This is a genomic window from Streptomyces sp. NPDC088817, from assembly GCF_044750345.1.
Lineage (GTDB): Bacteria > Actinomycetota > Actinomycetes > Streptomycetales > Streptomycetaceae > Streptomyces.
Window position 1 is genome coordinate 330,410 of record NZ_JBIVJN010000006.1, and the last position, 13,451, is coordinate 343,860.

At 73.9% G+C, this 13,451-nt stretch carries 13 protein-coding genes; 5 read left to right on the top strand and 8 right to left on the bottom strand.

Features of this window, described 5'->3' with window-relative positions; genetic code table 11:
• Nucleotide 1 precedes the first annotated feature (1 nt).
• Complete coding sequence (locus tag ACIP4X_RS14145; protein ID WP_358736480.1) at nucleotides 2–1,693, top strand: DUF885 domain-containing protein; 1,692 nt, start codon at nucleotides 2–4, stop codon at nucleotides 1,691–1,693.
• A 57-nt stretch (nucleotides 1,694–1,750) separates the two neighbouring features.
• On the opposite strand, the gene ACIP4X_RS14150 is transcribed toward ACIP4X_RS14145, so the two are convergent.
• Together ACIP4X_RS14150 and ACIP4X_RS14155 are read right to left on the bottom strand one after the other, a co-directional pair.
• Nucleotides 1,751–4,744, bottom strand: a complete 2,994-nt coding sequence (locus ACIP4X_RS14150) for an AAA family ATPase (RefSeq protein ID WP_401348458.1) — start codon at nucleotides 4,742–4,744, stop codon at nucleotides 1,751–1,753.
• Complete coding sequence (locus ACIP4X_RS14155) at nucleotides 4,741–5,904, bottom strand: exonuclease SbcCD subunit D (protein WP_358736483.1); 1,164 nt, start codon at nucleotides 5,902–5,904, stop codon at nucleotides 4,741–4,743. The genes ACIP4X_RS14150 and ACIP4X_RS14155 overlap by 4 nt, the downstream gene beginning before the upstream one ends.
• 311 nt (nucleotides 5,905–6,215) lie before the next feature.
• Between ACIP4X_RS14155 and ACIP4X_RS14160 the strand changes: the two genes are divergently transcribed.
• Together ACIP4X_RS14160 and ACIP4X_RS14165 are read left to right on the top strand one after the other, a co-directional pair.
• Nucleotides 6,216–6,599 (top strand): peptidoglycan-binding domain-containing protein, encoded by a 384-nt coding sequence (locus ACIP4X_RS14160; protein WP_358736485.1) that lies wholly within the window; start codon nucleotides 6,216–6,218, stop codon nucleotides 6,597–6,599.
• 138 nt (nucleotides 6,600–6,737) lie between these two features.
• On the top strand, nucleotides 6,738–7,721 hold the full coding sequence (locus tag ACIP4X_RS14165; protein ID WP_401348462.1) for a helix-turn-helix domain-containing protein: 984 nt from the start codon (nucleotides 6,738–6,740) through the stop codon (nucleotides 7,719–7,721).
• A 33-nt stretch (nucleotides 7,722–7,754) separates the two neighbouring features.
• Here the strand turns inward: ACIP4X_RS14165 and ACIP4X_RS14170 are convergent, their stop codons facing one another.
• The 3 genes from ACIP4X_RS14170 to ACIP4X_RS14180 form a co-directional block, all read right to left on the bottom strand.
• Nucleotides 7,755–8,381 carry a YigZ family protein gene (locus tag ACIP4X_RS14170; RefSeq protein WP_358736489.1) on the bottom strand — a complete coding sequence of 209 codons (627 nt, stop codon included), beginning with the start codon at nucleotides 8,379–8,381 and terminating at the stop codon, nucleotides 7,755–7,757.
• 94 nt (nucleotides 8,382–8,475) lie between these two features.
• On the bottom strand, nucleotides 8,476–9,024 hold the full coding sequence (locus ACIP4X_RS14175; RefSeq protein ID WP_401348466.1) for a SixA phosphatase family protein: 549 nt from the start codon (nucleotides 9,022–9,024) through the stop codon (nucleotides 8,476–8,478).
• Complete coding sequence (locus tag ACIP4X_RS14180; protein ID WP_401348469.1) at nucleotides 9,021–9,755, bottom strand: hypothetical protein; 735 nt, start codon at nucleotides 9,753–9,755, stop codon at nucleotides 9,021–9,023. The genes ACIP4X_RS14175 and ACIP4X_RS14180 overlap by 4 nt, the downstream gene beginning before the upstream one ends.
• A 148-nt stretch (nucleotides 9,756–9,903) precedes the next feature.
• On the opposite strand from ACIP4X_RS14180, the gene ACIP4X_RS14185 reads away from it, so the two are divergent.
• A complete protein-coding gene (locus tag ACIP4X_RS14185; RefSeq protein ID WP_358736494.1) occupies nucleotides 9,904–10,311 on the top strand; it encodes a CoA-binding protein in 408 nt (135 codons plus the stop codon).
• Between the two features lie 78 nt (nucleotides 10,312–10,389).
• On the opposite strand, the gene ACIP4X_RS14190 is transcribed toward ACIP4X_RS14185, so the two are convergent.
• Complete coding sequence (locus ACIP4X_RS14190) at nucleotides 10,390–10,944, bottom strand: YbaK/EbsC family protein (protein ID WP_358736496.1); 555 nt, start codon at nucleotides 10,942–10,944, stop codon at nucleotides 10,390–10,392.
• 43 nt (nucleotides 10,945–10,987) lie between these two features.
• Entirely contained in the window at nucleotides 10,988–11,560 is a 573-nt protein-coding gene (locus tag ACIP4X_RS14195) for an XRE family transcriptional regulator (protein WP_358736498.1), read from the bottom strand.
• A 93-nt stretch (nucleotides 11,561–11,653) separates the two neighbouring features.
• Here ACIP4X_RS14195 and ACIP4X_RS14200 point away from each other — a divergent pair, with 93 nt between their 5' ends.
• Nucleotides 11,654–12,511 carry a DMT family transporter gene (locus ACIP4X_RS14200; RefSeq protein WP_358736499.1) on the top strand — a complete coding sequence of 286 codons (858 nt, stop codon included), beginning with the start codon at nucleotides 11,654–11,656 and terminating at the stop codon, nucleotides 12,509–12,511.
• A 38-nt stretch (nucleotides 12,512–12,549) separates the two neighbouring features.
• On the opposite strand, the gene ACIP4X_RS14205 is transcribed toward ACIP4X_RS14200, so the two are convergent.
• On the bottom strand, nucleotides 12,550–13,374 hold the full coding sequence (locus tag ACIP4X_RS14205; RefSeq protein ID WP_358736501.1) for an acyltransferase: 825 nt from the start codon (nucleotides 13,372–13,374) through the stop codon (nucleotides 12,550–12,552).
• Nucleotides 13,375–13,451 lie beyond the last annotated feature (77 nt).

A 13,451-nucleotide genomic window follows, 5' to 3' on the forward strand; every position in this document is an offset into this window, starting at 1 on the left:
CATGTCACAGACCAAGAACCCGCTGCCCCGTCAGGTCGCCGACGCCTACGTCGACGAACTCATCGCCCTCGACCCGCTCACCGGCACCTATCTCGGCGTGAAGGAGAGTTCGAGCAGGCTGCCCGACACCTCGCCCGCCGGCCAGCAGGCGCTCGCCGACCTCGCGCGCACCACCCTGGCCCGGCTGGACGAGGCCGAGCGGCAGCCCGGCGCGGACAGTGACATCGAGCGCCGGTGCGCCCGTCTGCTGCGCGAGCGCCTGACCGCGGAACTCGCGGTGCACGAGGCCGACGAGGGCCTGCGCACGGTGAGCAACATCCACAGCCCGGTGCACTCGGTGCGCGAGGTGTTCACGATCACCCCGAGCGCCACCGACGAGGACTGGGCCGCGATCGCCGAGCGCCTGCGAGCCGTGCCGGCCGCGCTGCGCGGCTACCGCGAGTCCCTCGCCCTCGGCCTGGACCGCAAGCTGTACGGCGGCCCGCAGCCGACGGCGATCTTCATCGAGCAGCTCACCGAGTGGTCGGACACCGACGGCAACGGCCGCGGCTGGTTCGAGGACTTCGCCTCCGGGGGTCCCGAGTCCCTGCGCGCGGAACTCGACGAGGCCGCCCGTACCGCGAACGCGGCCCTCGTGGAGCTGCGGGACTGGATGCGCGACGTGTACGCGCCGACGATCGGCGACGCCCCGGACACGGTCGGCCGTGAGCGCTACGCCCGCTTCTCGCGCTACTTCAACGGCACGGACCTGGACCTCGACGAGGCGTACGCGTACGGCTGGTCGGAGTTCCACCGGCTGCTCGGCGAGATGAAGCAGGAGGCCGAGAAGGTCCTGCCCGGCGCCGAGACCCCGTGGACGGCCCTCGCGCACCTCGACGAGCACGGCACGCACATCGAGGGCGTCGACGAGGTCCGCCAGTGGTTGCAGGACCTGATGGACGAGGCGATCGAGGCGCTCGACGGCACCCACTTCGAACTGGCCGAGCGGGTGCGGAAGGTGGAGTCGTGCATCGCCCCGCCAGGAGGTGCCGCGGCCCCCTACTACACGGCGCCGTCCGCCGACTTCTCCCGGCCCGGCCGTACCTGGCTGCCGACCATGGGGCAGACCCGCTTCCCGGTCTACGACCTGGTCTCGACCTGGTACCACGAGGGCGTCCCCGGCCACCATCTCCAGCTCGCGCAGTGGGCGCACGTGGCCGACGACCTCTCGCGCTACCAGGCCACCGTCGGCGGGGTCAGCGCCAACGCCGAGGGCTGGGCGCTGTACGCGGAGCGCCTGATGGACGAACTCGGCTTCCTCACCGACCCGGAGCGGCGGCTCGGCTATCTGGACGCGCAGATGATGCGCGCGGTCCGCGTCATCATCGACATCGGCATGCACCTGGAGCTGGAGATTCCGGCGGACTCGCCGTTCCACCCGGGTGAGCGCTGGACGCCGGAGCTGGCGCTGGAGTTCTTCGGCGCGCACAGCAGCCGCCCGACGGACTTCGTGGCGAGCGAGCTGATCCGCTATCTGTCGATGCCGGGCCAGGCGATCGGCTACAAGCTGGGCGAGCGGGCATGGCTGCTGGGCCGGGAGAAGGCCAGGGAGCGCCACGGTGCCGCGTTCGACGCGAAGGCCTGGCACATGGCGGCGCTGTCGCAGGGTTCGCTGGGCCTGGACGACCTGGTGGACGAACTCTCCCAGCTCTGAGCCCGGTCGGGGCGGCCGTCCTCCGGCCGCCCCGGCGGTCCCGCGCGCCCGGTCCGCTCAGCCAGCCCCGCGCAGCCGTACGGCCGATCCCGACCTGCCCTTCACCACCTCGAGTTGGGCGTGGACGCGCCGTCGCAGGTCGGCGACGTGGCTGACGATCCCGACGCTGCGGTCGCGTTCGCGCAGGGAGTCGAGGACGTCGAGGACCTCGTCCAGGGTCTGGTCGTCGAGGCTGCCGAAGCCCTCGTCGATGAAGAGGGTGTCCAGGCCCGTCCCGCCCGCCTCGTCCGTGACGACGTCCGCGAGTCCGAGGGCGAGGGCGAGCGAGGCGAAGAACGTCTCGCCGCCCGACAGGGTCGCCGTATCCCGCTCGCGGCCCGTCCAGGCGTCGACGACGTGCAGTCCGAGACCGCTGCGGCCGCGCCCGGCCCGGTCGTCGGAGTGGACGAGGGTGTAGCGGCCGGACGACATGCGCCGCAGGCGTACGGTCGCGGCGGCGGCCACCTGTTCCAGGCGGGCCGCGAGGACGTAGGACTCCAGGCGCATCCGGCGTTCGTTGTCGGCCGAGGTGCCCGCGGTGAGGGCGGCGAGGCGGGCCACGCGGTCGTACTCCTCCCGCAGCGGCGCCAGCCGGCGTACGCCGGTCGCCGCGCGCGCGGAGAGCCGGTCGAGTTCGCCGCGGCGGCGGTCGGCGGCGTCCCGCGCGGAGACGGCCTGCCGCAGCCGCCGGTCCGCGTCGGCCTCGGCGGCCCGGGCCACGGTGAGGTCGGCGGGCGGCCGGTGGGCGGCGTCCGCCGTGTCGGCCTCGGCGAGGACCGCGCGCACGGCGGCCTCCTCCGTGTGCCAGGCGTCCAGGCGCCGTTGCAGCTCGCGGTGGGCGTCGTCGTCGAGGAGGGCGGCGGACGCGGACTCGGGGGTGTCGAAGCCGGCCCGGAACGCGGCCTCGGCGAGCCGTCCGTCGGCGTCCTTGAGTCGCTCGGCGCTGTCCTCGGCGGCGCGTGCGGCGTCGGCGGCCTCGGTGAGCAGTGCCGCCCGTCGCTCCAGTTGCGCGGCCCGCGCGGCGACGGTACCGGCGGCTCCCCTGGCGTGGCTCAGCTCCGCCTCCAGGGCGGTCCTCTCGCGGTCCAGGCTCTCCCGCAGGGCCAGCCGTGAGGTCGCCCGGAGTTCGGCCTCACGGCGGTCGGTCAGCCGCCGTTCGCGCTCCTGTTCGGCGCTGAGCAGTTCCCGCTGTGCCGCGTGCAGGGCGGAGGCGTCCCGGCGGGCCCGGGCGAGTTCGTCCTCCAGTTCCCCGGCCTCCTCGGCGAGTCGCGCCGTGGGGGTGTCGCCCGCCTCCGCGGTGGCGGCGGCCAGTTCCTCGCGTACGGCGCCGTGGCGGCGTTCGTCCCGGGCGCGCTGTTCCTCGGCCTTCTGGTGCTCGCCGAGCGCGTGCTCCTCCGTCTCGCGGTCGACGTGTCCGGCGACCTTGCGTGCGGGTGCGGGGTGTTCGGTGGCGCCGCAGACGGCGCAGGGATCTCCGTCGGTGAGGCTCGCGGCGAGTTCGGCCGCGATGCCGTTCAGGCGCTGTTCCTTCAGGTCCAGCCAGTGTTCCTTGGCGCGTGCGGCGGCCTCGGCGGAGGTGAGGGCCTGCTGCCGCGCCTCCTCGGTGTCCGCGGCCAGAGCGTCGCGCACCCGGGCGGCGGCGAGCCGCCGGCGCGCGGGTTCGAGCCGCAGGGCGAGCCTCTCGGCCCGGGCGGCGGCCTCCTGGGCGGTGTCGATGCGGGTCCGCAGCGCCGATCGGGCCGTCTCCCAACCCGCGAGCCAGGCCTCGGCGTCCTGGAGCACGTCGTCGTCGGCACGCTCCTGCCGGTCCGCCGCGGCACGCTCGGCAACGACGTCGGCCAGGCGCCGCTCGGCGCGGCGGGCCGACTCGAGCCCGCCCAGTTCCTCGGCGGCCCGGCGGGCGGCGGCGGCCAGTCCGGCGGCTCCGGCTTCGGCGAACTCCGCCGGGAGCGCCGCACGCGCGCGTGCCTCGGCGGCGGCCGCCCGGCGGTGGCCGGCGTCGGCCGCCTCGCGCAGCTCCAGCGCCGGTGCCACCGTCTCGGCCTTGCGCCCACGCTCCATGCGTGCCTGCGCCTCCCGGTGGGCACCGGCCCGCTCCGCGAGGCGCTCGGCGCGCTCCCGCGCCTCGGCGTACCGCTGTTGCAGCCGGGCCGTCTCGCGTACCCGGTGCAGCGCCGCCTCGGCGTCGGCGTGGGCGGCCTCGGCGGCCGAGAGGCGGCAGCGGGCGACGGTCAGCTGCTCACGCGCGGTGGATCGGGCAACGGCGGCCGCGGTGAGGACGGCCTGTGCAAGACCGGGCTCGCCGGGCGCGAGTTCGGGCAGCTCCATGGCGTCACCCGCCGCCTGCTGCATCCGGTGCGCGTCGGCCAACAGCGCGGCGTCGCCCTCGCGCACGCGGGCCTCGGTGGCGCGCCGGCGCTCGGCGAGCCGCTTCTCCACCGCGGCGAAACGGTGCGTGTCGAACAGTCTTCCGAGCAGCTTGCCGCGGGCCTCGGCGTCGGCGCGCAGGAACCGTGCGAAGTCGCCCTGCGGCAGCAGGACGACCTGGCAGAACTGCTCGCGGCTCATCCCGAGCAGTTGGGTGATCTCCTCGCCGATCTCCTGGTGGGAGCGGCTGAGGTCCTTCCAGGCACCGGCTGTCGCGTCGTACTCGCGCAGCAGGCTCTGGGCCTTGTCGAGCGTGGTGCCCGTGCCGCGCTTCTTGGGGCGCTCCCAGGGCGGCAGCCGGGTGACCTCCAGCCGGCGTCCGGCGACGGTGAGGTCGAGGATGACCTGGGTACGGGTGCCCGCGGCGGCGTGGTCGCTGCGCAGGGTCGTGCCCTGTCCGTTCTGCCGGGCGCCGGGGACCGCGCCGTACAGCGCGTAGCACACGGCGTCCAGGACGGAGGTCTTGCCTGCGCCGGTGGGGCCGTGCAGCAGGAACAGCCCGGCGGCCGACAGCGCGTCGAAGTCGACCGTCTGCGAGCCGCCGAAGGGGCCGAACGCGGTGATGTCGAGCCGGTGCAGCCTCACCGCGCCACCTCCCGTACCGCCTCGTCCGCCCGGACCTCGTCGAACGTCTCGCGGAGCACCGCCCGTTCGTGCTCGTCGGGTGCCGCGCCGCGCACGTGGGCGACGAAGTCCTCCGCGACCTGCTGGTCGTCGCGGCCGGCCAGCCGTCGGGTGTAGGACACGTCCGGTTCGCCGGGGGCGCGTTCGGGCTCGAAGACGAGGCTGAGGGTGTACGGGAAGCGCTCGGTGAGACGAGCCATGGGTTCGGCGGGGCGGACCGGGTCGGTGAGCGTCGCCTCGACCCACGCCTCGTGGTGGCGGGCGAGGTCCGGGTCGGCGAGCAGGTCCTCCAGGGTGCCCCGGATCCGGGCCAGGGCGCGCGGCACCGGGCAGTCGACCCGCTCGGCGCCCGCGAAGCCGTCGGCGTCCAGGTCGACGAGCCACATGCTCTTGCGGTGGGCGGCCTCGGAGAAGGAGTACGGCAGCGGGGAGCCGGAGTAGCGCACGCGCTCGGTGATGGCCTGGCAGCCGTGCAGATGGCCGAGGGCGGTGTAGTCGACGCCGGCGAAGACGCCCGCGGGGACGGCGGCGATCCCGCCGACGGTGATGTCCCGTTCGCTGTCGCTGGGCTCGCCGCCGGTGACGAAGGCGTGCGCGAGGACGACGGAACGGGTCCCACGCGCGCGCGTGGCGAGGTCGGCGCGGACCCGGTCCATGGCGGCGCCGAGCACGGCCTCGTGGCCTGCTCCGTCGACCGCGAACTCGTCCTTGACCAGGGCGGGTTCGAGGTAGGGCAGGCCGTAGAAGGCGACCTCGCCGTGCGTGTCCGTGAGGACCACCGGGGTCCCGCACGCCGACGGTTCGGTGCGCAGGTGGATGCCCGCCCGGTCGATCAGCCGCGCGCCGACGCCGAGGCGGCGGGCCGAGTCGTGGTTCCCGGAGATCATCACCGTGGGCACGCCGAGGCCGGCGAGCCGGTGCAGCGCGTCGTCGAACAGCTCGACCGCCGCCAGCGGGGGCACCGCGCGGTCGTACACGTCCCCCGACACGACGACCGCGTCGACGTCGCGCTCGCGCACCGTCGTGACGAGGTGGCCGATGAACTCGGCCTGGGCGTCGAGCATGTTCACGCGGTGGAACGCCCGGCCCAGATGCCAGTCGGACGTGTGCAGCACTCTCAAGAAACCGCTCCGGCCTGCACGTCTCCCCCTCCTACGGATCCCGACCAGCACAAGCCGGCAGCGGCTCGTGGTCAGCACCCACCACGCTAACGCCTCGCGGAACCCGGTCCACCACGAACCCCGGCAGTCATCGCCACGTGACACAGAATCGCCGGAAATGCCCGTTATGAACCTGCTCGTGCACCGCGCGGCTTGGTGGCACGCAACGCACAGGCCCTGGCGTCGACGGCCAACGACTTCCCTCTTCGGCACGCCTACGGTTCTTCTCCCAGAACCCCGCTTCCACTTCTTCAACCCGAGAGGCAGTGACCGTGAGCCGTATACGTCGCTTCACCACCACCACGCTGGTGGCCTCCGCCCTGGCCTTCGGCGGTGTCGCAGCCACCATGGCGCCCGCCCACGCCGCTCCCCAGCCCACGACCAAGTCCACCCAGCAGGCCTCCGGGTGGTACTGCGGCTACGACAACCGGGTCACGCCGCCCACCATCTCGTACGGGTCGAAGGGGGACACGGTCCGTGAGGCCCAGTGCCTCCTGCTGTCCCTCGGCTACAGCGTGGGCCCGAAGGGCATCGACGGTGACTTCGGCGGCAACACCCTGTCCGCGGTCAAGCGGTTCCAGAGCGACTACAAGGTCGCCGGCGGGGCCGACGGGATCGTCGGCAAGAACACCTGGTACGGCCTGCGGAACTTCTGACCGCACGAGCCGTACGACCCGGCCCGGGGCCCCGACCGGTCATTCCGGTCATTGTTGGCCGAAGGGGCTCTGGACCGGCAGGACAACCGAAGAGAGGCTGGTGACAACGGTTCGGGCCGGTTCACGGGGGGTCCAACGATGCTGGCCGACGTCTTCGACAGTGGAACGCTTCCTTCCGAGCTTCGGGTGGAGGCGTGGCGTGAGCTGATGACGCACGCCCTGGCGCCCAACGAGGTCCTGGTCGAGGATCCCGCGTCCTTCCGCGCCTCCCTGCGGGCCCGGGACCTGGGGGACGTCCAGGTGACGGCGCTGACGTACTCGGCGCTGCGTTCGCACCGCACCCCGAAGCTGATCCGCCGGTCCGATCCCGGGCACTACGTCGCCGCGCTGACCCTGAGCGGCCACCAGTGGATCGCCCAGGAACGGCGTCACGCCTCGATCACCGCAGGCGAGTTGGTGCTGTACTGCGACTCCCGTCCCTACGACTCCCGGGCCGAGCCCGTGAACGGCCGAAGAACGGCCGCCACGGTGCTGGCCCGCTTCGACCCCGGGACGCTTCCGCTGCCGGCGGATCACCTCAACCGGCTGCTGGCCACCCGCCTGCCCGGGGAGGAGGGCGTCGGCGGTCTGCTCGCCGCCTTCCTCGGTCAACTGGCCACCGCCTCCGGTACCTTCGGGCCGGCGGACAGCGCACGCCTGGGCTCCGTGCTGGTCGACCTGATCACCGCCTGGCTGGCACACAGCCTGGATCTGCGGAGCCGGACGGCCGTCGAGACCCGGCAGCGGGTCCAGCTCCTGGAGATCCGCGCCTTCATCGTGCGTCATCTCGCCGACCCGGAACTGACGCCCCTCGGTGTGGCCGCCGCACATCATGTGTCCCTGCGGACACTGCATCGCCTCTTCCAGGACGGCGGCGTCACGGTCGCCGCCTACATCCGCGGTCAGCGCCTTCTGCGGGCTCGCCGTGATCTGGCCGATCCGCGGCTGGCCGCCCGGCCCGTCCACGCGATCGGCCGCCGCTGGGGCTTCGCCGGCCCCTCGGAGTTCAGCCGCGCGTTCCGCTCCTCGTACGGGGTGAGCCCGTCGGAGTACCGTGCCGTCCAGCTCCACGTACCGCGCTGAGCAAAGGGGGCGGCACGGGGCGCGCCCCTTCCGTCAGGCGTCCCCGTAGGCCTCGCCGCCCAGTTCGAACCGGGCGGTTCCGGCCGTGGCGTCCGCGAGCCATCCCCGGAAGGCGTCCACGTCGGCGTCCGGCAGGCCGATCTCCAGGGTGACGGCCTCGCCGTAGTTCACGTCCCGCACCTCGCGCCCGGTGGCCCTCAGGTCGTTCTGCACCTTGCCCGCCCGCTGGTGGTCCACGGTCACGGTGGCGATGCGGAACCTGCGGCGGGTGCGGGTGCCGAGCGTGTCCAGGGCCTCGCCCACGGCTCCGCCGTAGGCCCGGATGAGGCCGCCCGCGCCAAGCTTGACGCCACCGTAGTAACGGGTGACGACGGCGACGACGTACCGCATGTCGCGGCGCAGCAGCATCTGGAGCATGGGGACGCCCGCGGTGCCGCCCGGCTCGCCGTCGTCGCTCGCCTTCTGGATCCCGGCGTCGGCGCCGATGACGTACGCCCAGCAGTTGTGCGTGGCGTCCGCGTGCTCCTTGCGGACGGCGGCGACGAAGTCCTGGGCCTCCCGCTCGGTGGCCGCCGGGGCGAGGGCGCACAGGAAGCGCGAGCGGTTGACCTCGGTCTCGTGCACGCCCGCGCGTGCGACTGTGCGGTACTCGTCCTGCATCGGTCCAGCCTATGCGGCGCCCGCGCCGGTGCCGCGGGAGGGTTCGCTCCGGCCGTCCGGGAAAAGGCCCGGCCGCCGGGCACGCGCGCGTGGCTCACCGCCGCTTCTTGGTGCCCCTCGGCACGATCAGCTCCGTCAGGAGGGCGGTGCCCGGGGCGAGGGAGGGCCAACCGGGGCCGTACCAGGACAGGACGGCGATCGCGGAGGTGGGGAACTTCGTCCGGAGGCGCTCCAGCGTGTCGTCCAGACCGTCGCCGGCCAGTTCCAGGACCAGGTCCTCCAGGCCCGGGTTGTGGCCGACCAGGAGCAGTGTCCCGACCTCCGGCGGCGCCTCGCGCACGGCGGCGAGCAGTTCGGGGACGTCGGCGGCGTACAGCCGGCGGTCGTGGCGCACCGGCGGCGGGGTGCCCCACTGGGCGGAGGCCAGGTCCCAGGTCTGCCGGGCGCGCAGCGCGGTGGAGCACAGCGCGAGGTCCGGAAGGCAGTCGGCCTCGGCGAGCGCGCGGCCCGCCTCGGGCGCGTCCCGGCGGCCGCGGGGCGCGAGCGGACGGTCGTGGTCGGCGACGCCCTCGGGCCAGGCGGACTTGGCGTGCCGCAGCACCACCAGGCGGCGCAGCGGGCCGGCCCCCGAGCGGGCGATCACGCCGCACGTCCCAGGTCGCGTGCGAGGTCGAGCCCGAGCAGCCGGTCCGCGTACGCGTACGTCTCGAAGCGGGCGCCGTCCGCCAGGTCCGGATCGGCGCCGACCCACTCCAGGACCCGCAGGACAGCCGCCACGTCCAGGTCGTCCTCCCAGGCGCCGCGCAGCCGTCCGCGCACCTGGTCGGGGACCGGCCGGGAGGGCCGGCGCGCCCACTCGGCGACCGCCGCGCGCCATCGCGCCAGCCTCTGCCGGGCGTCGTCCAGCGCGGACTGGTCCAGCCGTACGGGCCGGGTGTGGCGGCGGATGAGCAGCGCGAGGCGCCAAGCGGCGGGGTCGTCGTCGTGCGCGGGGACGGCGGGGACGGCCGCGTCGACGGGCGCGACGGCGACGCGGACTCCCCCGGCCGCGGTGTCGGCACCCTCGGCGGCCACATGGACGACCTGGGCCCGGCCCGGAGCGGTGCCGGCGCCGCGGCCGTCCTCGAAGGGGCGGATGCCGAGGGCGGTGGCGGCCGCCCGCAGCTCCCGCGCCTGTTCCCGGCCGCCGGACAGCAGCGGCCACACGGGCGTGCCGTCCAGTTCGAGGGCGCGGACGAGGATGTCGGCGACCAGCAGCACGCGCAGGCCCGACGCGTCGCAGCCGGACGCGTGCGCCTCGACACGGGTCAGCCCGTGCCGGGCGGGGGCGGCGTCCACGGGCTCGCCGGTTCGGGCGTCGATGATGCGCAGCACGGCCCGAGCGTAGGCCGCCGGACGGCAGCGCGCAGTCCGGCGGCGCGCGTTCCGGACACGGCGGCGGCTTCCGCACCGGCCGGGAATCGCCGGGCGGCGCCCGTCGTTGCCCGGACGGAAACCCCTTCCCGAGACGAGGAGACCGCTGGTGCACGGCGACGCTGCGACCATCCGGAAGATCCTGACCGAGCACGGTGACACCTGGGCGGTCGTGGGGCTGTCCTCGAACCGCGGCCGGGCCGCGTACGGCGTCGCCGAGGTGCTGCGGCGCTTCGGCAAGCGGGTCGTGCCGGTCCATCCGAAGGCGGAGACGGTGCACGGCGAACAGGGGTACGCGTCTCTCGCGGACATCCCCTTCGACGTGGACGTGGTCGACGTGTTCGTCAACAGCGATCTCGCCGGCCAGGTCGCCGACGAGGCCGTCGCCAAGGGCGCGAAGGCCGTCTGGTTCCAGCTCGGAGTGATCGACGAGCCCGCCTGCGAACGCACCCGCGCCGCAGGCCTCGACATGATCATGGACCGCTGCCCGGCCATCGAGATCCCCCGCCTGGGCTGACGCTTCCTGGCAGGCGGCCGGGCGGGGCGCAGGGTCGTGCCTGTCACCCGGAGATCACCTGCTACTGGGCCGCCGTGGTCAGACGCCCAGTCCCTCCAGCACCACCGCGCCCGGGAGTTCCGCGAATGCCTTGCCCGGGACCAGGAGTTTGCCGCGGCGGCGGCCGCTGCCGACCAGGACGTAGGGGAGGTCGACGACGCGGGAGTCGATCAGGAGGGGCCAGGCGTCGGGCAGTCCGATCGGGGTGATGCCGCCGTACTCCATGCCGGTCTCCCCGGTCGCCACCTCCATGGGCGCGAACGAGGCCTTGCGGGCGTCGAGTTGGCGGCGCACGACACCGTTGACGTCGACGCGGGTGGTGGACAGGACCAGGCAGGCGGCCAGCCTGGTCTCGCCGCCGCGCCTGCCCGCCACGACCACGCAGTTCGCGGAGGTCTCGAGCAGGTCCTGGCCGTAGTGCTCGACGAAGACGGCGGTGTCGGCGAGCTGCGGGTCGGTCTCGACGTACACGATCTGATCGGCCGGGACTGCGCACTGCCAGTGGCGTACGGCGTCGGCGACCGGGCGGGTCAGCTCGTCGAGGCAGTCGGGGGCGGGGGTGGCCTGGTCGAAGTTCCCGAGGGGTGCGCGCATGTCCGCACGCTAACAGCCGTGCCGGGCGGTGCGGCGGGGCGTCTCAGTGCACGGGCGGAACCGACACGGCCATCAGCATGTCCATCGGCTCGGCACCGGTGTTGGCGTACGTGTGCGGGGTGTCGGCCTCGAAGGAGGCGCTCGCGCCCGCCGGTACGCGGTACTCCACCGCGTCGACGGTGAGCGTCAGCTCCCCTGCGGTGACGTGCACCAGTTCGACGGTACCGGTGGGGTGCGGGTCGGAGGGACTGCCCTCGCCGGGCATCAGGCGCCACTCCCACATCTCCAGCGGACCGGGGGCCTCGACCCCCGCCAGGAGGCGGTTGTAGCTGCCGGCGTCGGTGTGCCACAGGCGGACGGCCTGGTCGGCCGGGACGACGCGGACCCGGGGGCCCTGCTCGTAGTCGAGCAGGGTGGTGATGCTGACGCCGAGCGCGTCACCGATCTTGACGACGGTGCCGAGGCTGGGGTTGGTGCGGGCCTGCTCGATCTGGATGAGCATGCCGCGGCTGACTCCCGCGCGGGCGGCGAGCGTGTCCAGGGTGAAAGCCCGCTCGGTACGCCAGCGTTTGACGTTGCGCGCCAGGGACTGGGTCAGCAGTTCGAGGTCCGACACATTCCGTCCAATATTTTGGATGACAGAGTTTACTTCGCTGAACTACGGTGGGTTGCACCCGATCGTTCACCGAACTGTACTGCGAGGCACGCCGTGACAGCATTCTTCGCCCTGGCCACCAGCCTCCTGTGGGGTCTGGCCGACTTCGGCGGCGGACTGCTCACCCGGCGCATGCCCGCGCTGACGGTCGTCGTGGTCTCCCAGTCCGTCGCGGCGGCGGTGCTGGGCGTGATCGTCTTCGCCACCGGCGGCTGGAGCGAGGCCGGACCGCGGCTTTGGTTCGCGTTCGCCGCGGGCCTGGTCGGCCCGGTCGCGATGCTCTCCTTCTACAAGGCGCTCGCCCTTGGCCCGATGGGGGTGGTCTCGCCGCTGGCCTCGCTCGGCGTGGCCGTGCCGATCTCCGTCGGCCTGGTGCTGGGCGAGCGCCCTGGACTGCTCCAGGTCGCGGGGATCGCGGTCGCCGTCACCGGGGTGATGCTCGCCGGCGGGCCACGCCTCGGGGGCGCCGCGGTGCAGCGGCGGGCGATCGGACTGACCCTGGTCGCGGCCCTCGGCTTCGGCACGGTGTTCGCGCTGATCGCCGAGGCCTCGACCACCGTCACCGGCCTGTTCCTCGCGCTCTTCGTGCAGCGCGTGACCAATGTGGCGGTGGGCGGGGCTGCGCTGTACGCCTCCGCCCGGCGCGGCGGGCCCGTACTGCCGGAGGGCGGCTTCCCCTGGCGCTCGCTGCCCGCACTCGGCTTCGTGGGCCTCGCGGACGTCGCGGCCAACGGCACGTACTGCGTCGCCGCCCAGCACGGACCGGTCACCGTGGCCGCCGTCCTCGCCTCGCTCTACCCGGTGGTGACCGCGCTCGCCGCCCGTGGCTTCCTCAGTGAACGGCTGCGGGCCGTCCAGGCGGCCGGGGCGGGCCTGGCGCTGGTCGGGACACTGCTGCTGGCGACGGGCTGAGCCGGACCGGGCCGGTCGGGCGGCGCTCCTTCGGCGGATCAGCCGCCCTCGGTCTCCAGCCCGGCCAGCCGGGAACCGGGTTCTCCGTCCCACTCGGCGGCGCTCTCCCCGTCCAGCTCCGCGAGCGCCAGCAACTGCTCCGGAGTCATCCCCTGCGGTATCGGCACCGGAGCCGGGGTCCGCAGCGGCGGCTGCCAGCCCTCGGCGGTGGTCCAGCGGCGTACGACCTTGGCGGGCGCCCCCGCGACCACCGCGTGGTCGGGGACCTCGCCGCGCACCACGGCACCGGCCGCCACCACGACGTTCCGCCCGATCCGCGCCCCGGGCAGGATCACCGCGCCGGTGCCGACCCAGCAGCCGGGGCCGATCTCCACCGGCTCCATCCGGGGCCACTGCTTGCCGATGGGCTGGTGCGGGTCGTCGTAGGAGTGGTTGGTCGAGGTGACGTAGACATAGGGGCCGAAGTAGCAGTCGCTGCCGATGGTGACCGTGGTGTCGGCGATGACGTGACTGCCGCGGCCGAGCACCACCCCGTCCCCGATGCGCAGGATCGGCTCCGGGCCGAGGTCCAGGTCGGGCATCAGACCGGCGGTCAGCGTGACCTGCTCGCCCACGACGCAGTGCGCGCCGAGGTGGATCCACGGTTCGCCGAAGACCGTGCCGAGCGGGAACGCCAGCCTGGTACCTGTTCCCATCGAGCCGAAGCGCAGACGTCCGGGCCGCTCGGCCGTGACGGAACCCGTGCGCTGCACCCAGGCCCAGCCCGCGTGGACGGCACGCTGCGCGAGGCGGCGCCACCATGATGAGAACGTGTTCCTACGCGTGGGCACTCGCTCACCGTACTCAGCCCCGGCCACGCCCATGGCGCCGCTCCTCTGTGATCTTCACCCCACCGGATGACGTACGGTGCCGTCGGACCCATGCGGTGAAAGGGAGAACG